This is a genomic window from Rhizobium sp. S152 (genome assembly GCF_030380735.1).
Taxonomy (GTDB): domain Bacteria; phylum Pseudomonadota; class Alphaproteobacteria; order Rhizobiales; family Rhizobiaceae; genus Rhizobium.
On the sequence record NZ_JAUDRZ010000030.1, the window covers coordinates 582,796 to 601,161 of the forward strand.

Here is an 18,366-nt window from a genome sequence, read left to right on the forward strand (position 1 = left end):
CGCGGCGCTGATGCCGCTCCTGCCGGAAAGTGTGCCCGATGACCTTGCCCTTCAATCGCTACCAGGAGATCGCATCGATCGCGGCGCGTTTCGCAACCGGCGACGGCGATGTGCAGACCGGCATCGAGGGGCTCGGGATCAGCCGCCGCACCACGCCGAGCGCGCCGTGCCATGGCAGCTACCGGCCGTGCTTCGCCATGGTGATCCAGGGCGCAAAAAGCGTGCAGCTCGGCACGGATACGATCAATTACGGTGCCGGCGACTATCTGCTCACCTCGCTCGATCTGCCGGTGACCTGGCGGGTCGTCGAGGCGAGCAGCGAGGTGCCGCATTTCTGCATCACGCTGGCGATCAACCGGGAGAAGCTGCTGCATCTGCTTAGCCTGTCGAACATACAGCGCACGGCGGCGGCGCCGTCCGCCCAGCGCGGCATCGTCGTCAACGTCGCGACGCCGGAGCTCCTCGACGCGGCGGTGCGTCTGTTGCGCTTGCTTGATCGTCCGGCCGACATTCCGGCGATGGCGCCGCTGGTCGAGCAGGAAATCCTCTACCGCATCCTGACCGGGCCGGCCGGAGAACAGTTGATCGACATGGTCATGGCCGATAGCCAGGGGCATCGCATCGCCCGCGCCATCGCATGGCTGCGCGAGAATTTCGCGCGGACGTTGCGTGTCGAGGAACTGGCCGAGCATGTCAACATGAGCGTCTCGTCGTTCCATCATCACTTCAAGACGATCACGGCGATGACGCCGGTGCAGTACCAGAAGCAGATCCGTCTGCACGAGGCACGGCGGCTGATGCTGATCGAGCGGCTGGATGCCGGCACCGCCGGGCATCGCGTTGGCTATCAGAGCCCGTCGCAGTTCAGCCGCGAGTACAGCCGTCTCTACGGATTGTCGCCGGCCCGCGATGTCGGTGCCGTGTTGAACGCTGCCGAATAAACGAGCGCGGTGCGCCGAAAATTTATGCCGCTGCCTTTCAAAGCCCCTTGACGGGCCGGGCCTTCTGCGCGATAAGCGCTCACGAACCGTACCGTACGGTACTTATCGGGAGCGAATGCCGTGTCTGTCGAAAACTTGGAGCCCAGCGAATTCTCGCCGCGCCAGAACGCCGTTCTGGAGCAGGCGCTGCGGTTGCTCGTCGATGGCGGCGAGAAGGCGCTGACGACGTCGGGCGTCGCACGCGCCGCCAACTGCTCCAAGGAAAGCCTCTACAAGTGGTTCGGCGACCGTGACGGCCTTTTGTCGGCGATGATCGCCTACCAGGCGAGCAAGGTGCGCACCTTCGAGCGCAACGGCGAGCGCCTGACCTCGGCCAGCCTGCACGACCATCTCGTGATCTTCTCGCGCGATCTCCTGGAAGTTCTGGCGGGCGACGTGTCGCTGGCGCTGAACCGGCTCGCGATCGGCCAGTCGCCGCGCGACGGCTCCAAGCTCGGCAAGCTGCTGCTCGAGCGCGGCCGCCGGCAGATCGACCGCCGCGCCATGGCGCTGATCGATGCCGGCAAGCGCGCAGGTCTGCTGCGCTTTCACGACGCCGACGAAGCCTACCACACATTTTACGGCCTGATCGTCTCCGACCTGCATGTGCGCATGCTGCTCGGAGATACAACGGGCGTTACGGATGCCGCGCGCCAGGCGGAAAAGGCGGTGACTGCCTTCCTCCGGCTCTACGGCACGGAGAAGGCGCTGGCAGAGATGCCGGCCGTCGTCTGACGACAGATTTACCGAATACTGACAGTCTACAAGACAAGCAAAGGGAAGGAAAATTCAAATGCGCGTCTATTACGATCGTGATGCTGACCTCAATCTCATCAAGTCCAAGAACGTCGTTATCGTCGGCTACGGCTCGCAGGGTCGCGCTCACGCGCTGAACCTGAAGGACAGCGGCCATGCCAACGTCGCCATCGCGCTCAAGGCCGGCTCCCCGACCATCAAGAAGGCCGAAGCCGACGGCTTCAAGGTCATGACCGTCGCCGACGCCGCCAAGTGGGGCGACCTGATCATGATGGCAACGCCTGACGAACTGCAGGCCGATATCTACAAGACCGACATCGCCGGCAACATTCGCGACGGCGTTGCCATCGCATTCGCGCACGGCCTCAACGTTCACTTCGGCCTGATCGAGCCGAAGGCTTCGCTCGACGTCGTCATGATCGCGCCGAAGGGCCCGGGCCACACGGTTCGCGGCGAATACCAGAAGGGCGGCGGCGTTCCCTGCCTCGTTGCCGTTCACCAGAACGCCTCGGGCAACGCGCTTGAACTCGCGCTCTCCTACGCCTGCGGCGTCGGCGGCGGTCGTTCGGGCATCATCGAAACCAACTTCCGCGAAGAGTGCGAAACCGACCTCTTCGGCGAACAGGTCGTTCTGTGCGGCGGTCTCGTCGAACTGATCCGCGCCGGCTTCGAAACGCTGACGGAAGCTGGCTACGCGCCTGAAATGGCATACTTCGAGTGCCTGCACGAAGTGAAGCTCATCGTCGACCTGATCTATGAAGGCGGTATCGCCAACATGAACTACTCGATCTCGAACACGGCCGAGTGGGGCGAATACGTCACCGGCCCGCGCATCATCACGGCTGAAACCAAGGCTGAAATGAAGCGCGTCCTGCACGACATCCAGACCGGCAAGTTCACCTCGGACTGGATGCAGGAATACAAGGCAGGCGGCTCGCGCTTCAAGGGCATTCGCCGCATGAACGACAGCCACCAGATCGAGGAAGTCGGCGCCAAGCTGCGCGGCATGATGCCCTGGATCGGCAAGAACAAGCTGGTCGACAAGTCGGTCAACTAATCGGCTAGATCTTCCGGATCACAAAACGGAGGCCGGTGCGAAAGCGCCGGCCTTCTTCTATTTTTGCGCGCGCATGGAGAGCCAGCGTGTCGGCTTGCCGTCGTAACCGCCGCCGTCTCCCTCGCTGATGACGATGCCGTGCCAGCCGCCGGCGCCTAGAAGGTCGGAGAGTAGTTCGGCGGAGAGATAGTTATAATACCGGCCGAAGCCGTCGTACCCTTCGGCGTCTCCAGCCTTGAACGTGGCGTGGAACAGGCCGCCGGGCTTCAGCGCGCGCAGGATGCGGGCGAATATATCGGGCAGTTGCGCGCGCGGCACATGCAGCAGGCTTGCCTCGGCCCAGACGCCGTCGAAAGCCTCGTCCTCGTCCAGTTCATCGAAACGCATGATCTCGACGGGACAATCGAGGAGTGCTTCGGCTTGCCTGGCGAGTTCGGCGGAGCCATCCGTCGGAGTGACGTCGAAGCCCTTCGAGAGCATGTAGGCGCTGTCGTGGCCGGCGCCGCAGCCGAGTTCCAGAATGGCGGCGCCGGGCTCAAGTCTCGACAGAAACGCATCGAGACGGCGGATCGGCAACGTCCGATCACGCGCGGCATAGGTCGCGGCATTGTCTCTGTAAAACGAAGAGGTCGGTTCGTCGGACATGATCCTTGCCTCGTCAGCCGTGAGGAAAAGCATATCACGAAACATATATAAAGCGTTTCGAAGTGCTGCTCGCGGCAGTACGCTCCGTCGCGACGTTCGCTGTCAGATCGAGCGGCGTCCGTTGATCGCGTGGTAGAGCCAGAGCACGACGACGGCGCCAACGACCGCGACCAGCAAGCTATAGATGTTGAAGCCGGTCACTCCGGCTGCGCCGAAGAAGGTGAAGATCACGCCGCCGACAATCGCGCCGACGATGCCGAGCACGATATCCATGAGCATTCCGGAACCGGTCTTGTTGACGATCTTGCTGCCAATAAAACCTGCGATCAATCCAAGAATAATCCAGCCGATAACAGACATCTGATGATCCCCTCCTTGATTGGCCGAATATTTCGGCCATCTCCCATTTTAAGCTAAATAGATGGATCAGAAATTCAAGGCTCCGACGGGGCCTCTCGTTGTCGTTTCACTCTTCTCGTCAAGAAAATCGAAAGGAGAATGGCATGGGACTCTTTGATGACGCCGTTCCGGGCGGAAATATATCCAAGCCGATCATGATCGCTCTCGGCGCGTTGCTAGTCGGCAAGCTGCTCGGCGGTGGCGGCGGCGAGGCGGAGAAAACACAGCAGCCGAACCAGCCGGCCAGCGCAGGTGCTGACGATGGCGGTCTGCTGGGCAATCTCGGCGGGCTCGCGGGCGGCCTGGGTGGTCTCGGCGGGTTGGGCGGACTGCTCGGCAAGCTCGCGGAGGCCGGGCAGGGGTCGGTCGCGGATTCCTGGGTGAAGCCGGGCCAGAACGAGCCGATCGCGCCGGGCAGTCTGGAGAACGCGTTGGGCTCGCAGACCATCAGCGATCTGGCGCGGCAGGCTGGAATCAGCGAGCAGGAGTTGCTCAACCAACTCTCCAAGGTTTTGCCCGGCGTCGTCGACAAGCTGACGCCGCAGGGGCAGATCCCGAGCCAGGCGCAGATCGCCGCTCTCTTGCGCTCCTGAGGAGAGCAGTCTCATCATTGCCAATGAAAAGGCCGGCGGAGGGAACTTCGCCGGCCTTTCGTATTCCGAAGCTATCCGTTGGCTTACGCCATGATGCGGCGGGTCCAGCCGCGCTCGTCGTTGGTGACGCCCTTCTGCAGGCCGACCAGCTCGTTGCGCAGGTCCGTCGTCAGCTTGCCGGTTTCGCCGTCGCCGACCTTGAACTCGCCGCCGGCGTGGCGGACGAGGCCGATGCCGGCAAGCACCGCCGCGGTGCCGCAGGCGAATGCTTCCACCAGCTTGCCGCTTTCAGCATCAGCCTGCCACTCGGCGAAGGAGTAGGGACGCTGCTCTACCTTGAGGCCCTTTTCTTTCGCGAGAACGATGACCGAGGCGCGGGTGATGCCGGGCAGGATCGTGCCGCCGAGCGGCGGGGTGACGACGGTGCCGTCGTTCATGACGAAGAAGACGTTCATGCCGCCGAGTTCCTCGATCCAGCGGTGTTCCGCGGCATCGAGGAAGACGACCTGATCACAATTCTTCTTGGCGGCTTCCGCCTGGGCGACGAGGCTGGCCGCGTAGTTGCCGCCGCACTTGGCAGCACCGGTGCCGCCAGCTGCCGCGCGCGTGTATTCGGTTTCGACCCAGAGCGACACAGCCTTGGCGCCGCCCTTGAAATAGGCGCCAACAGGCGAAGCGATGACGCAGAAGATGTATTCCTGCGCCGGGCGAACGCCGAGGAAGGCCTCGTTGGCGAACATGAATGGGCGAAGATAGAGGCTGCCGTCGCCCGACGGGATCCAGTTCTTGTCGATGCGCACGAGCTCTTCGACCGCCTTGAGGAAGAGGTCTTCGGGAACCTCGGGCATCGCCATGCGCTCGGCCGACTGGTTGAAGCGCTGGGCGTTCTGCTCGGGACGGAACAGCAGGATGCGGCCATCCTCGGCCTTGTAGGCCTTCATGCCCTCGAAGATTTCCTGGGCATAGTGCAGCACGGCGCTGGCGGGGTCGAGCTCGAGGGGACGGCGCGGCGTGACCTTGGCATCGTGCCAGCCCTTGTCTGATGTCCACTTCGCCAGCACCATATGATCGGTGAAGACCTTACCGAAACCGGGTGTTTCCAGTGCCTTGATACGGTCGGCGTCGGAGACCGGGGACGTGTGGAATTCTATTTTGATTTCATGGGTATTCGACGACGCGGTCATTTCCTGGCACCTTCATAGCCTGTTTGATTTCGGCGGCGACACTACTGCCGCCGGGTGTGCTTTGCAAAGGCCGATTTCGGCTACTTTCGCATTAAAAGACCCGAAAATTGTCACGGTAGCAAACAAATAGGTCAGCAATGTTGACTTATCATTTATTGCGTGGTGTTGTCCAGTAAAGACAAAAAATTACGAGGAAGCCCCATGCTCAATTGGGAAAACATCTTTGCAACGCGTTCGTCGCGGATGCGCGCATCGGAAATCAGAGAGCTCCTTAAGCTGCTCGACCAACCCGACATCATCTCGTTTGCGGGCGGAATTCCCGATCCGGCGCTGTTTCCCGACAAGGAGTTCAAGCAAGCCTATTCGGATATCTTCGACAGCACGGCGGTCAATTCGGCGCTGCAGTATTCTGTCAGTGAAGGCTACAAGCCGCTGCGCGAATGGCTGGTGGGGGAGATGGGGAAGCTCGGCATCTCTTGCAGCCTCGACAACGTCTTCATCGTCTCGGGTTCGCAGCAGGGCCTCGATTATCTCGGCAAGCTGTTCCTGTCGCCCAACGACACCGCGCTGGTGACATGGCCGACCTATCTCGGGGCGTTGCAGGCCTTCAACGCCTATGAGCCGGCCTACGACCAGCTGGCGCCCAACGGCAACCGCACGCCGGCCTCCTACAAGGCGCAAGCCGAGAAGGCTGGCGGCAAGGTTAAGTTCGCCTACCTCTCCGCCGATTTCTCCAACCCGACCGGCGAGACCGTCGACCTCGCAGGGCGCGAAAAGCTGATCAGGCTCGCCGACGAGATGGACATTGCCATTATCGAGGACGCCGCCTACCAGTCGCTGCGCTACGACGGCGAGGCGATCCCGCCGATCCTGTCGCTCGAGATCGCCGAGAAGGGCGACATCGAGAAGACGCGGACGATCTATTGCGGCTCTTTCTCCAAGACGCTGGCGCCGGGCCTGCGCGTCGGCTTCATCGTCGCCAACGCCGCCGTCATCCGCAAGCTGGTGCTGATGAAGCAGGCGGCCGACCTGCATTCCTCGACGATCAACCAGATCGCCATTGCCGAAGTGGCGCGCAAGGGCTTCGACGCCCAGGTCGCCAAGATCAAGGCTGCCTACAGCAAGCGTCGCGACACGATGCTGGCGGCGCTCCAAAAGCACATGCCTGAAGGCGTGACTTGGACGAAGCCGGAAGGCGGCATGTTCGTCTGGGTGACGCTGCCAAAGGGCATGGATGGGGCGAAGCTGCTCGCCAAGGCGATCGAGACCGTCAAGGTCGCCTTCGTGCCGGGCCGCGCCTTCTTTGCCGATGGTTCGGGCGAGAACACCCTGCGCATGAGCTTCTCGTCGAGCAACGAGGAAAAGATCGAGGAGGGCATCGCCCGGCTCGGCAAGCTGATCGCAGGCGAGATCGGCGGCCAGTAGGCCGCCGATGATTTCATGCTATTTGTCGAGGTGGGGGCCGAGCAGGGATAGATCGGCCTCGCCAAGCCTGTCGCTGGCGGTGTTGCGCTGGTGCCAGTAGGGATAGAGCAGCTGCGGCAGGCTGACATCGTCGAGCCGCTTGCGCTCTTCCGCCGACAGCTTCAGGTCGGCCGCCGCCAGATTGTCCTTGAATTGCGCTTCCGTGCGGCCGCCGATGATGACCGACGTCACCGCCTGGCGACCAAGCAGCCAGGCAAGCGCCACCTGGGCTGCCGAGACGTTCCGGCTTTCAGCGACCGATACCAGCGTTTCCACGATATTCCACAGGCGGTTCTCGTCGCGGATCGGCGGTTCCGTCCAGCCGGCGAACTGGCGGGTGCCTTCGGGCGCGGCCTGGTTGCGGCGGTGCTTGCCCGACAGAAGACCGCCGGCAAGCGGGCTCCAGACCAGCACGCCCAGCCCCTGGTCGAGGCTGATCGGCAGCAGCTCGAATTCGGCGTCGCGGGCCTCCAGCGTGTAGTGGATCTGCTGGCTGACGAAGCGTTCGCGGTGCTCGCGCTCGCTGATGCCAAGCGCCTTCATGATGTGCCAGCCGGAGAAGTTGGAGCAACCGACGTAGCGGACCTTGCCCTGCTTGACCAGCGTGTCGAGCGCTTCCAGCGTTTCCTCGAGCGGCGTCTGGCCGTCCCATTCGTGCACCTGGTAGAGATCGATGACATCGGTCTTCATGCGCTTGAGGCTGGCTTCGCAGGCGCTGATCAGGTGGTAGCGCGAGTTGCCGGCATCGTTCGGGCCTTCGCCCATCGGGAAGCGCGCCTTGGTGGCGATTAGCGTGCCGTTCTTCCTGACGCCGCCGAGGATCTCGCCGATGATCTCCTCCGAGGCACCGGCCGAATAGACGTCTGCCGTGTCGATCAAGTTGACGCCGGCGTCGATGCACATGTCGACCAGACGGCGGGCTTCCGAGACGCCGAGGTCGCCCACGGTCTTTGCCCAGCCCTTGCCGCCGAAGGTCATGGTGCCCATGGTGAGGGTCGAAACCCTGAGGCCCGAACGGCCCAACTGACGATATTCCATAAGACTTCCTCCTGTCCCGAAATCGAAAATCAAAACGCGGGCTAGAAGATAGGGGTGAGGGGAACGGGTCAAGGGGCGGACGGCGCGGCGATTGGCAAATGGCAACTGTCACAATCGTGTTAATCCAGCTGTCTAATGAACGGGCCTTCCATCACCGAGGGCATTATCCATGAAGACGATCGTTTCCGCCGCAGCACTTCTCGCTGCCAGCCTCTTTGCCATCCCCGCATCCGCCGAAAACCTGGTGCTCTACACCAGCCAGCCGAACGAGGATGCGCAGGCAACCGTCGATGGCTTCATGGCCGCCAATCCCGATATCAAGGTCGACTGGGTGCGTGACGGCACGCCGAAGATCATGGCCAAGCTGCAGGCCGAGATCGAGGCCGGCAATCCTGTCGCCGACGTTTTGCTGATCGCCGACACGGTGACGCTGGAGCGCCTCAAGGAAGCCGGAAAGCTGATGGCCTACAAGTCGCCTGAGGCCGCCAACTACGACGCATCGCTCTACGACGCCGACGGTTACTACTATTCGACCAAGCTGATCACGACGGGTATCATCTACAACACGTCGGCCTCGCTGAAGCCGACGAGCTGGAAGGATCTGACGAAGCCGGAAGCCAAGGGCCTCGTCACCATGCCGAGCCCGCTGACCTCGGGTGCGGCACTCATCCACGCGCAGACACTTGCCGGCGTCGATGGTCTCGGCTGGGATTTCTACAAGGATCTGGCTGCAAACGGCGCAACCGCTGCCGGCGGTAACGGCGGTATCCTCAAGGCCGTTGCATCGGGCGAGAAGGCCTACGGCATGATCGTCGACTACATGCCAATCCGCGAGAAGGCCAAGGGCGCGCCGGTCGAGTTCGTCTTCCCGACGGAAGGCGTATCCGCCGTGACCGAGCCGGTCGGCATTCTCTCGACCGCCAAGAACGCCGACGCCGCCAAGAAGTTTGTCGATTACGTGCTCTCGGAAAAGGGCCAGGAAGGCTTCGTCAAGCTCGGCTATATCCCGGCGCGCAACGGCATGAAGGTTCCGGAAGGTTTCCCGGCCCGCGACACAATCAAGGTGCTGCCGATCAACGCTGCCTCCGCGCTGAAGAACACCGATGCCGACCTGAAGACCTTCTCGGGCATCTACGGCTCGAACTGATCTCATCTCGATGTACGGATATGTGCGTCCAGGAAACAGCCAGCCCGTCTGGCTGTTTCCTGTTATCGTTCTGATCGTTCTCATCCTCAGCGTGCTGCCGCTTGCGCGGCTGGCGATGACGGGTGTCGCCGCACTCGCCAATGGCGGCGCCATTGCCGTTCTGTCCGATCCGGCGCTCTGGTCGGCGACTTATTACACGCTGGTGACCGCCGTCCTCGGGACGATCATCTCGCTTGCGATCGGCTGCGCCTTCTCCTTCCTGCTGACGCTCACCGATATCAGGGCCAAAGGGCTGATCAGCTTTCTCTTCGTGCTGCCGATGATGATCCCGCCGCAGGTGACGGCACTTGCCTGGGTGCAGATGTCGGGGCCGTCGAGCCCGCTTCTGAAGGCGTTGCATATCGCGCCGCCGCTGGGCTCGCCGCAGCCGCTCTATTCGATCGGCGGCATTGCGCTGCTCTACGGCGTGCAGCATGCGCCGTTGGTCTATCTGGCGCTGCGCGCCAGCCTGATGTCGCTGCCGCGCGACGGGGTCGAGGCGGCGCGTCTTTCGGGGGCGTCCAGTTTCCGGGTGTTTCGCGACATCATCCTGCCGCTGTCGCTGCCGGGGATCATTGCGGGGGCGGCGATCTCGTTCGTCTCCTGCACCGGCAATTTCGGCATTCCAGCCATTCTCGGCATCCCGGCGTCGATCTACACGCTGCCGACGCTGATTTTCACCAAGTTCTCGGCCTTCACCAGCCGCACCTTCGGCGATGTCGCGCTGCTCTCGGCGATCATCGCGATCATCTCGGTGGCGGGGCTTGCGATCCAGGACCGCGCGCTGCGCGGGCGCGATTACCGCGTGCTCGGTTTTTCGGGCGCGACAGCGACCTTCGAGCTCGGATACTGGAAGCTCCTGTTTGCGCCGGTGCTCTGGATCCTCATCTTCTTCATGCTGGCCGCACCCTTTTTCGCGCTGCTCGCGGGCGCGCTGGTGCCGGCCTATGGCGTGCCGCTGACCTTCAAGACGATGACATTCCACGCCTTCTCCGAGATCCTGTTCAGGCAGGCGGTGACGCGCACGGCCTTCGTCAATTCGCTGTCGCTGGCGGCGGGAACCGCCTTGTGTCTCCTTGTGGTGACCGTGCTTGCCGCCTATGCGCTGACGCGGCGCAGGGACCTGTTCGGGCGCGTCGTCGCCAGCGTTATCGAGATTCCGTATTCGCTGCCTGGGATCGTCGTTGCGGTGTCGTTCATCCTCGTCTTCGCGGCACCGATCCCGCTGATCAACGTGACGATCTACGGCACGGTCTGGATCATCCTGATCGCCTATCTTTCGAGCTTCTTCGCTGTCAGCCTCAAGCCTGTCGTCAGCGCCTTCCACCAGCTCGATCCGGCGCTGGAAGAGGCGGCGCGGCTGTCGGGGGCGGGGTTCTTCCGGAGGCTGAAGGATATCATCGTGCCGCTGATCGCGCCGGCGGCCGGCGCCTCGGTGATCCTCGTCTTTTTGATCGCCTGCAACGAGCTCACCATCTCGGCGCTGCTCTGGTCGGCGGGCACGCAGACGCTCGGCGTTGCTATCTACAATCTCGATGACAGCGGCAGCTCCGATCTCGCTTCGGCGCTGTCGGTGCTCGTCGTTCTCATGGTCGTTTTCATGATGCTGCTTCTGGAACTGATGGCAAAGCGGCTGCCGAAGGGAGTTGTGCCGTGGCGAAACTGATCCTCAATCGCGTCGCCAAGGATTTCGGCACCGGCCGCGCTGCCGTCTCCGATCTCTCGCTCGACGTGCGCGAAGGCGGCTTCCTGGCGCTGCTCGGGCCATCCGGTTGCGGCAAGACAACGGTGCTTCGCATGATCGCCGGCTTCGAGACGCCGACGGATGGGTCGCTGCATCTCGGCGAACGGCTGCTCGCCGACGCCTCGCAATCGCTGCCGCCGGAAAGGCGCAACATGGCGATGGTGTTCCAGTCCTATGCGCTCTGGCCGCATATGAGCGTTGCCGACAATGTCGGCTATCCGCTGAAGGTGCGCGGGATCTCGGGCGAGGCCTATCGAAAGAAGGTCGGTGAGGCGCTGTCGACCGTCAGGCTAGAGGCCTATGCAGAGCGGCGTCCGGCCGATCTCTCCGGCGGGCAGCGGCAGCGCGTGGCGCTGGCGCGCTGCCTCGTGACGTCGCCCGACGTGGTGCTGCTCGACGAGCCGCTCGCCAATCTCGATCGGCACCTGAAGCAGGAGATGGAGGAGACGTTTCGCGAGTTCCACCAGCGCTCCGGCGCGACGATGGTCTATGTCACACACGACCAGAGTGAGGCGATGGCGCTGGCGACGGATGTCGCGGTGATGTCGGAAGGGCAGCTGCTGCAGGTGGCGCCGCCGGACGATATTTATGCGCGACCGGAGGGGCGGATCGTCGGCGGGCTGATCGGGCGCGGGGCGATCCTTTCGCTGAGGTCTCCTGATGGTGACGTCAGGCGGCTCGACTGGATGGCGGTCGAGCCGCTGTTCGCAGACGAGGGTGCCTCGTCGTCTCGGTCGGATATTCTGATCCGGCAGGAGGATGTCGTTCTCGGCGGCGAGGGGATCGCGGCGACGGTCGAATCCGTGCTCTACGAAGGTGAGCGCTACGCAGCGCGGCTCAGGCTTGCGGATGGGCAGATCCTCAGGGCTTTCAGCCGGTCGAGGCTTGCCGTCGGCGACGAGGTCCGCGCCATCGTGCGCGGCGCCTGGCGGCTATGATCGGTAAAGCGGGCTTTTCGAAGCGGGATTTGCTGGCTAGTGTTGGCGCAAGACCAACCGGAAGTGCCTGATGTCTTTACGCATTGCCACCTTCAACGTCGAAAACCTCATGACGCGGTTCGACTTCACCGGATTTCGAAACCAGCTGCGCCAGGACCGGGTGATCAAGCTCTTCGAGGTCAGAAGCGAGGGCGTCTACCAGCAGCTGGAGCAGGCCCGCGTCATCGCCTCCACCGACGATACCAGGCAGATGACGGCGCTCGCCATCGCCGATGCGGATGCCGATATCCTCTGCCTGCAGGAGATCGACAACATGGAGGCGCTGCAGGCCTTCGAATACGGCTATCTTTTCCGCATGGTCGGCAACGGCTACCGGCAAAAGTATCTGGTCGAAGGTAATGACAGCCGCGGCATCGACGTCGCGGTGCTGATGCGCGAGGAAACCCGCGACGGACAGAAGATCGAACTCGTCGAGATCAAGAGCCACGCGATGAGCACCTATCGCGAATTCGGTCTCTTCAACGACGAGCTGGCGCAGAACGCCCATATCGACGACAAGATCTTCAAGCGCGACTGCCTGGAGGTTGATCTCAGGATCGGCGGCGTCCCCATGACGCTTTACGTCGTGCACTTCAAGTCGATGGGTGGGCCGCGCGAGGGCGTGGACGGCCGGCGCTATACCATGCCGATTCGCCGCGCCGAGGCGAGGGCGGTTCGGCGGATCATCGAGGATCGCTTCGGGGCTGGAAACACGGATGGCAAGCGCTTCGTCATCTGCGGTGACATGAACGACTACCAGGAGCGCGTCGACGTGATCGGGCGGCGGCGGACCGGCTATTCGTTCAAACATGAGGACGAGAGCGAAAGCGCGCTCGACGAACTCAGCCGCGACGGCTTCGCGGAGAACGTCGTGCGGCGTCGCGATCCCCTCGATCGCTGGACGCTTTATCACGCGCGGGGACCGGAGGAGCAGTGGCTGTGCCAGCTCGATTATATCTGGCTCTCGCCGGCGCTGGCGCGGACCAATGCCGGGCGCCTGCCGGAGATCATCCGCAACGGCCAGCCCTTTCGCACGGTGTTTCCGCCGGGCCAGGCGGTCGAGCGTTATCCTCGCACCGGCTGGGACCGGCCGAAAGCGTCGGATCATTGCCCTGTCGTGATGGAACTCGATTTGAAATGAGTGGATTTGAGATGGATTGTTCAGAGGGTTTCGCCGGCTGGCCGCCGGAGCAGACCGTTTTTCCGGTCGCGGGTCTAGACCTCAAGGTCTTGCCGGGCCGGCACCCCCTTCACCTGTCCGACGAGGCCGCGATCCGGGAAAACTGGGCGAAGGAGACGGCCGCCAACCCGGCGCTGTTCGACGGCGAGATGATCTTCCAGAAGCGGCTGGCGCTGAGCGAAAAGGGGATATCGGGCGAAGCGCATGTCATCCCCTTTTCCTGCTTCATGTGGTGGCGCCGGCAGGCGGACCGGCGTGGCGGCATTCATCTCTTTGCCTATCCCGTCATCGCCACCAATGACGGGGCGCTGGTGGCGATCCGCATGGGCGCGCATACGGCCAATCCCGGCCAGGTCTATTTCGCCGCCGGTTCGCTCGAACCGATGGATGTGGCGGACGGGCGCTGCGACGTGGAGGCCAACATGCGCCGCGAGGTGCTGGAGGAAACCGGGCTGGATCTCAGGGACGCGACTGTCGGCGATAGTTACTATGCCAGCCGCGTGCGGCGCACCGTGACGGTGCTGCGGCTGTTTCGCTTCGACCTTAGCGCCGACGAGATCGTCGAGAAGATCCATGCACACATGCTGGTTGCCGAGGACGACGAGATTGCCGGGCCGGTTGTGATCCGTTCGGCCGACCACTCGGCGCAGCCCTATAACATCGCCATGCTTCCCGTCATCGACTGGTATTTCGCGGAGAATGGCGTCGCTTAACGCCTTGCGCTCGGTTCTCCGGTCGGGCAGTTTGGCGTCACGAGGACCGAGACCAGGAGGAAGATGTGGCGCGCAGCTACAGCGTCTATGACGTATTCACCGACCGCAAGCTCGCCGGCAACCCGCTCGCCATCATCTACGATGCCGATGACCTGAGCGACGAGGCGATGCAGTGCATCGCCAAGGAGATGAACCTTTCCGAGACCGTCTTCGTGCAGCGCCCGGGCAATCCCGCCTATGTCGCCAGAATCAGAATTTTCACGCCTGGCCGCGAGTTGCCCTTCGCCGGGCATCCGACCGTCGGGACGGCGATCGCGCTCGCCGAGCAAGCGCATGGCGGCTCGACGCTCGATCTGGTGTCGGTGCTTGAGGAGAATATCGGGCCGGTGCGCTGCGCGGTCAGGCTGGCGGAAGGCGAGGCGAGCTTCGCCGAATTCGACCTGCCGCGCAAATCGCAGCAGATCAACATGCCGCTCGACCGGCTGGGAATCGCCAATGCGCTGTCGCTGAAAGTGACCGAGATCGGCTTCGAAAATCATGTTCCGTCGCTTTGGAGTGCTGGGGTGCCGTTCCTGATGATCCCGGTGCACGATGTCGGCGCGGCGCAGCGTCTCGATTTCGACCCGCAGCTCTGGGAGGAGACGGTGCCGTTCGTCGATGGCGCGCTGGCCTCGGCCTATGTCTATTGTCGCGGCGGCGTGAACCATGTCGCCAAGTTCCATGCGCGGATGTTTGCGAGCGGCATGGGGATCGTCGAGGATCCGGCGACGGGCTCGGCGGTGGCGGCCTTGTCCGGTGCGATCAACCATTTCGACAAGCTCACCGATGGCCACCACGGAGTGATGGTGGAGCAGGGCGTGGAGATGGGCCGGCCATCCTTCATTCACCTGCACATGGATATCGAGGGCGGGGCGATCGCCAATGCCCGGATCGGCGGCAAGGCCGTGCGCGTCGCCAGCGGCACGTTGGAGCTTTGATTTCATTGATTTTCGGCGTTGCACAAAAAACTTCGAAATTATTCGAAGATTTTTTGGAGAGGCGCTAGACAAGCCGAACGATCCTGTTTATACGCCCCCTCACACCACGCAAACAAGCGCGGCGGACGGGTGATTAGCTCAGTTGGTAGAGCAGCTGACTCTTAATCAGCGGGTCGTAGGTTCGAGCCCTACATCACCCACCATTTTCTTCCTGAAAATAATATCTTACGCTGATTGGATAAATCAGAACCTGAAGCTTGATATCGTCGATTTGTGACCGTTGGATCACAGGCGATCCTTGCCGGTTTTTTCATTTTCGACGCCCTGCTTGAACACGAATCGCCGCTTGATCGCGGGTGCCGATGTGGCAAAGAATAGTGTTCGGGCTGATGGTGGAGTAACAGTGATGAAGACGATCTTGGCGGTTCTGACTGCATTGACGCTTGCCGGATGTACGACGACAGTTCCGCCAATGGAGCCGATACCGGGAAGCCTTACCTATGGCCGCGTCGTGCATTCTCCCTATCGACCGGGAACGGTGGTCAAGCACACGTTTCTCGGAAAGTTGACGGAACGCTCAAACTAACCTCGCAGCGGACCGGTCCGGACTTTCTCGTCGAGTGACGTTTTCCGCTTCCTACGGGAATGCCGAGCCTCGCGGGTCCGTTTGAGCAACTTGCGCAAGAGCCAACCAACGGCAAATCTTGCGTTAATTGAAAATCGTTTGGAACCTATCGCTCACATATTCGTTATTGCGATGTGAGGAGGAGTATATATGACAAACGATTTCAACCGTCCCGATCCTGTACCGACCCGAAGCGGTGGTTCGTCCAGAACCCTGTTGATTGCGCTGGCCGTCATCGTCGTCGTGGTCGCTCTTGCGGTAAGCTATTGGCCGAGATCGGAAAGCGGCGCTCCGCCGGCTTCCGCGCCAACGGCATCCGAGCCCGCGACGCCACCGGCATCTCCGGCAACGCCACCGGCCGCGACACCGCCGGCAGCAACGCCGCCTCCGGCAGCCGAGCCCGCACCGGCAACGCCGCCGGCATCTCCGGCACCCGCCGCACCGGCACCGGCTAACCCGTAATAACATTCAAGGCTCGTCCCAATCGGACGGGCCTTGTTTGTCTGTCGAGGCAAAACGTCGTCGCCATGATTGGTCACTGATCGCTGCGGCGGCTTTTGCGCGTCCATGGGCTTGCCCGCTGTCGGTAATCGAAGTTGCGGCTTGCAATCCACCATCCTTATGTCGTCCACTCATCGCCAATGCGATGAACGAGGGGAGTGAGATCGCCATGAGACTTTCCGCCTGTATAGAGTGGCTGTTCGCTGACGAAGCGGCTGATGTCGCCGACCGTATCCGGCTCGCGCGCAAACACGGCGTAGAGGCTGTCGAATTCTGGAAATGGACCAACAAGGATATCGGCAGCATCGAGCGGGCCTTGAAGGAAACCGGCATGCCGCTGGCGAGCTTCGTCGCCGAGCCGATGATCCCGCTTACCGATATCGCCAACAAGCCGGCCTTTCTGGAGGGGTTGAAAGCGTCGGTCGAGGTGGCGCGGCGGCTGGGCGCGCGGACGCTGATCGCTCAGGCCGGGAACGACCTTGACGGCAGGTCGCGGCAGGAGCAGAGGGACGCGCTGACCGAGACGCTGGCGGCCGCCGGCGAGGTGCTTGCCGGCAGCGGGGTACGCCTCGGCGTGGAGCCCCTCAACACGCTGATCGACCATGTGGGCTATTTTCTGCCCTCGACGCGCGAGGGGCTCGATATAGCAAGAGCGACCGGCCGGGAGGAGATCGGTATCATCTACGACGTCTACCATTCCGCTGTAATGGGCGAGGATACGGCCGATGTCATCGGCTCCGACATCGACGGCGTGCTGCATATCCATATTGCCGACCATCCCGGCCGCAACGAGCCGGGCAGCGGTGGGATCGACCTGAAGCAACGGGTGGACTGGCTGTTTGCCAGTGGTTATGAGGGTGCGGTGGGGCTCGAATATCGGCCGCTCAAGCCGAGCGCCGAGACGATCGCCGCCACGCGTCGCCTTCTGGGCTGAGCGGGACGTCGTTGATTCTTCACAATCGCCGCCATTCCAATTGGCAGCCGGCTACACCATCTACGGGATCATGAGGGCTTCTCCGCCTTGCCGGCGGAGGTCGATTTTATTCATTTTGGAGCGGCGCCATGTCATCGGTTTCACAGGAAGTTCGAACCTCTAGGGCCCATCGGGAGGGCATCTGGCCCTCCGAGCGCAACGGCATTCTCGATTGGCTGATCAACGATACGCGCGACCAGCGGTTCATCGACAATATCCTGGTCGAGATGTGCGAGCGGCTACGCGAGGCTGGCATTCCCGTCGCGCGGTCAACCCTGCATTTCCGCACGCACCATCCGCAGTGGCTTGGTGCGCGCATCCTGTGGACGACAGGATTGAAGGAGGCGAAGATCACCACCTTCGACTACGGCGTCGAGACCACCTCGCAGTTTCTCAACAGCCCCGTCAACGATATTTTCAGTGGTGCCGCCGAGGTGCGCCAGAGGCTGGATACGATGCGCGAGGGCGATGGGCATTATCCGTTCTATGACGAGCTGCAGCGCGATGGGCTGACCGATTACATCGCCTGGCCGATGTACCACACGCTCGGAAAGCGCCACATCATGACCTTCTGCAGCGACAGGCCGGGTGGCTTCACACCGGAACATGTAGCGTTCCTCAAGGATCTCCTGCCCGCCGTCACGCTGGTTACGGAAATCCGCATCAAGAACATCATGGCGCGCACGCTGCTGCAGACCTACGTCGGCCCGCATGCGAGCGAGCAGATTCTCGCCGGCGCGACCACGCGCGGTAGCGGCGCCACCGTCGGCGCGGCGATCCTCATCTGCGACCTGCGCGATTTCACCAATATCTCCGACCACTGGCCGCGCGACGACGTTATCGACCTGCTGAACGGCTATTTCGACGCGATGTCGGAACCGATCGAAAAGCATGGGGGCGAGATTCTTAAATTCATGGGCGACGGCATGTTGGCCATCTTCCCGCTCACCGACCCCAATGCCTGCGCCAACCTGCTGCAGGCGATTCGCGAGGCGCAGGTAGGCATGGAAACGCTCAATGAGCAGAACAGGCGGGATGGTCGACAAGTGCTGCGCTATGGAATTGGTGTGCATGTCGGTGACGTCATGTACGGCAATATCGGCTCGCGCCGGCGGCTGGATTTCACGGTCATCGGTCCGGCCGTCAATATCGCTTCGCGGCTTGAGGCGCTGACCAAGGAGATCAAGCGGCCGGTGCTTCTGTCACGCGCCTTCGTCGAACTGGCGGGGTGCCAAAAGGCGATGGAAAGCCTTGGTTCCTATCCGCTCAGGGGCCTCGGCGAGCCCGTGGATGTGTTCGCCTTTTCAGCGGCGTAACGCAGGAAGCGGTTGAGTGCTCCCCGGGTGCCGGGCCGGTGGGCCGGGAGGGGTTGAT

19 protein-coding genes, 1 tRNA gene and 1 pseudogene are annotated in these 18,366 nt (G+C 62.5%); 16 read left to right on the forward strand and 5 right to left on the reverse strand.

Annotation, left to right across the window (positions count from 1 at the left end; genetic code table 11):
* The first annotated feature begins 38 nt into the window (after positions 1–38).
* The 3 genes from QTL95_RS27655 (at position 39) to ilvC (ending at position 2,793) form a co-directional block, all read left to right on the forward strand.
* Positions 39–941, forward strand: coding sequence for an AraC family transcriptional regulator (locus tag QTL95_RS27655; protein WP_289723029.1), 903 nt, complete (start codon positions 39–41; stop codon positions 939–941).
* Between the two features lie 120 nt (positions 942–1,061).
* Positions 1,062–1,715: a TetR/AcrR family transcriptional regulator C-terminal domain-containing protein gene (locus tag QTL95_RS27660; protein WP_289723030.1), complete on the forward strand. Its 654-nt coding sequence runs from the start codon at positions 1,062–1,064 to the stop codon at positions 1,713–1,715.
* 58 nt (positions 1,716–1,773) lie between these two features.
* Positions 1,774–2,793: a ketol-acid reductoisomerase gene (ilvC, locus tag QTL95_RS27665; RefSeq protein WP_289723031.1), complete on the forward strand. Its 1,020-nt coding sequence runs from the start codon at positions 1,774–1,776 to the stop codon at positions 2,791–2,793.
* 57 nt (positions 2,794–2,850) lie between these two features.
* On the opposite strand, the gene QTL95_RS27670 is transcribed toward ilvC, so the two are convergent.
* Together QTL95_RS27670 and QTL95_RS27675 are read right to left on the reverse strand one after the other, a co-directional pair.
* Positions 2,851–3,438 (reverse strand): SAM-dependent methyltransferase, encoded by a 588-nt coding sequence (locus tag QTL95_RS27670; RefSeq protein ID WP_289723032.1) that lies wholly within the window; start codon positions 3,436–3,438, stop codon positions 2,851–2,853.
* A 102-nt stretch (positions 3,439–3,540) separates the two neighbouring features.
* The gene (locus tag QTL95_RS27675; protein ID WP_289723033.1) at positions 3,541–3,798 is read right to left on the reverse strand and encodes a GlsB/YeaQ/YmgE family stress response membrane protein; all 258 of its coding nucleotides are present in this window, start codon (positions 3,796–3,798) and stop codon (positions 3,541–3,543) included.
* 143 nt (positions 3,799–3,941) lie between these two features.
* On the opposite strand from QTL95_RS27675, the gene QTL95_RS27680 reads away from it, so the two are divergent.
* Complete coding sequence (locus QTL95_RS27680) at positions 3,942–4,430, forward strand: YidB family protein (protein WP_289723034.1); 489 nt, start codon at positions 3,942–3,944, stop codon at positions 4,428–4,430.
* Between the two features lie 83 nt (positions 4,431–4,513).
* Here the strand turns inward: QTL95_RS27680 and QTL95_RS27685 are convergent, their stop codons facing one another.
* Positions 4,514–5,614 carry a branched-chain amino acid aminotransferase gene (locus QTL95_RS27685; RefSeq protein WP_289723035.1) on the reverse strand — a complete coding sequence of 367 codons (1,101 nt, stop codon included), beginning with the start codon at positions 5,612–5,614 and terminating at the stop codon, positions 4,514–4,516.
* Between the two features lie 201 nt (positions 5,615–5,815).
* On the opposite strand from QTL95_RS27685, the gene QTL95_RS27690 reads away from it, so the two are divergent.
* The gene (locus tag QTL95_RS27690; RefSeq protein ID WP_289723036.1) at positions 5,816–7,039 is read left to right on the forward strand and encodes an aminotransferase-like domain-containing protein; all 1,224 of its coding nucleotides are present in this window, start codon (positions 5,816–5,818) and stop codon (positions 7,037–7,039) included.
* Between the two features lie 18 nt (positions 7,040–7,057).
* Here QTL95_RS27690 and QTL95_RS27695 read toward each other — a convergent pair whose 3' ends face one another.
* A complete protein-coding gene (locus tag QTL95_RS27695; protein ID WP_289723037.1) occupies positions 7,058–8,116 on the reverse strand; it encodes an aldo/keto reductase in 1,059 nt (352 codons plus the stop codon).
* Between the two features lie 169 nt (positions 8,117–8,285).
* On the opposite strand from QTL95_RS27695, the gene QTL95_RS27700 reads away from it, so the two are divergent.
* The 9 genes and pseudogenes from QTL95_RS27700 (at position 8,286) to QTL95_RS27740 (ending at position 15,973) form a co-directional block, all read left to right on the forward strand.
* Entirely contained in the window at positions 8,286–9,263 is a 978-nt protein-coding gene (locus QTL95_RS27700) for an ABC transporter substrate-binding protein (RefSeq protein WP_289723038.1), read from the forward strand.
* 10 nt (positions 9,264–9,273) lie between these two features.
* Positions 9,274–10,968 (forward strand): ABC transporter permease, encoded by a 1,695-nt coding sequence (locus QTL95_RS27705; protein ID WP_289723039.1) that lies wholly within the window; start codon positions 9,274–9,276, stop codon positions 10,966–10,968.
* Complete coding sequence (locus QTL95_RS27710) at positions 10,956–11,984, forward strand: ABC transporter ATP-binding protein (RefSeq protein WP_289723040.1); 1,029 nt, start codon at positions 10,956–10,958, stop codon at positions 11,982–11,984. The genes QTL95_RS27705 and QTL95_RS27710 overlap by 13 nt, the downstream gene beginning before the upstream one ends.
* A gap of 70 nt (positions 11,985–12,054) precedes the next feature.
* The gene (locus QTL95_RS27715; protein ID WP_289723041.1) at positions 12,055–13,164 is read left to right on the forward strand and encodes an endonuclease/exonuclease/phosphatase family protein; all 1,110 of its coding nucleotides are present in this window, start codon (positions 12,055–12,057) and stop codon (positions 13,162–13,164) included.
* Between the two features lie 11 nt (positions 13,165–13,175).
* Positions 13,176–13,916 (forward strand): NUDIX hydrolase, encoded by a 741-nt coding sequence (locus tag QTL95_RS27720; protein ID WP_289723042.1) that lies wholly within the window; start codon positions 13,176–13,178, stop codon positions 13,914–13,916.
* A 65-nt stretch (positions 13,917–13,981) separates the two neighbouring features.
* On the forward strand, positions 13,982–14,893 hold the full coding sequence (locus QTL95_RS27725) for a PhzF family phenazine biosynthesis protein (protein WP_289723043.1): 912 nt from the start codon (positions 13,982–13,984) through the stop codon (positions 14,891–14,893).
* Between the two features lie 127 nt (positions 14,894–15,020).
* Positions 15,021–15,096: transfer RNA gene (locus tag QTL95_RS27730), tRNA-Lys, on the forward strand.
* Positions 15,097–15,296: 200 nt separating this feature from the next.
* Positions 15,297–15,517: pseudogene (locus QTL95_RS27735) on the forward strand (hypothetical protein).
* Positions 15,518–15,784: 267 nt separating this feature from the next.
* Complete coding sequence (locus QTL95_RS27740; protein ID WP_289723044.1) at positions 15,785–15,973, forward strand: hypothetical protein; 189 nt, start codon at positions 15,785–15,787, stop codon at positions 15,971–15,973.
* 13 nt (positions 15,974–15,986) lie between these two features.
* Here the strand turns inward: QTL95_RS27740 and QTL95_RS27745 are convergent, their stop codons facing one another.
* Complete coding sequence (locus QTL95_RS27745; RefSeq protein ID WP_289723045.1) at positions 15,987–16,190, reverse strand: hypothetical protein; 204 nt, start codon at positions 16,188–16,190, stop codon at positions 15,987–15,989.
* Here QTL95_RS27745 and QTL95_RS27750 point away from each other — a divergent pair.
* Both QTL95_RS27750 and QTL95_RS27755 read left to right on the forward strand, forming a co-directional pair.
* Complete coding sequence (locus QTL95_RS27750) at positions 16,189–16,953, forward strand: TIM barrel protein (RefSeq protein ID WP_289723046.1); 765 nt, start codon at positions 16,189–16,191, stop codon at positions 16,951–16,953. The two genes, QTL95_RS27745 and QTL95_RS27750, sit on opposite strands and share 2 nt — an antisense overlap.
* A 128-nt stretch (positions 16,954–17,081) precedes the next feature.
* Entirely contained in the window at positions 17,082–18,308 is a 1,227-nt protein-coding gene (locus tag QTL95_RS27755; RefSeq protein WP_289723047.1) for an adenylate/guanylate cyclase domain-containing protein, read from the forward strand.
* Positions 18,309–18,366 lie beyond the last annotated feature (58 nt).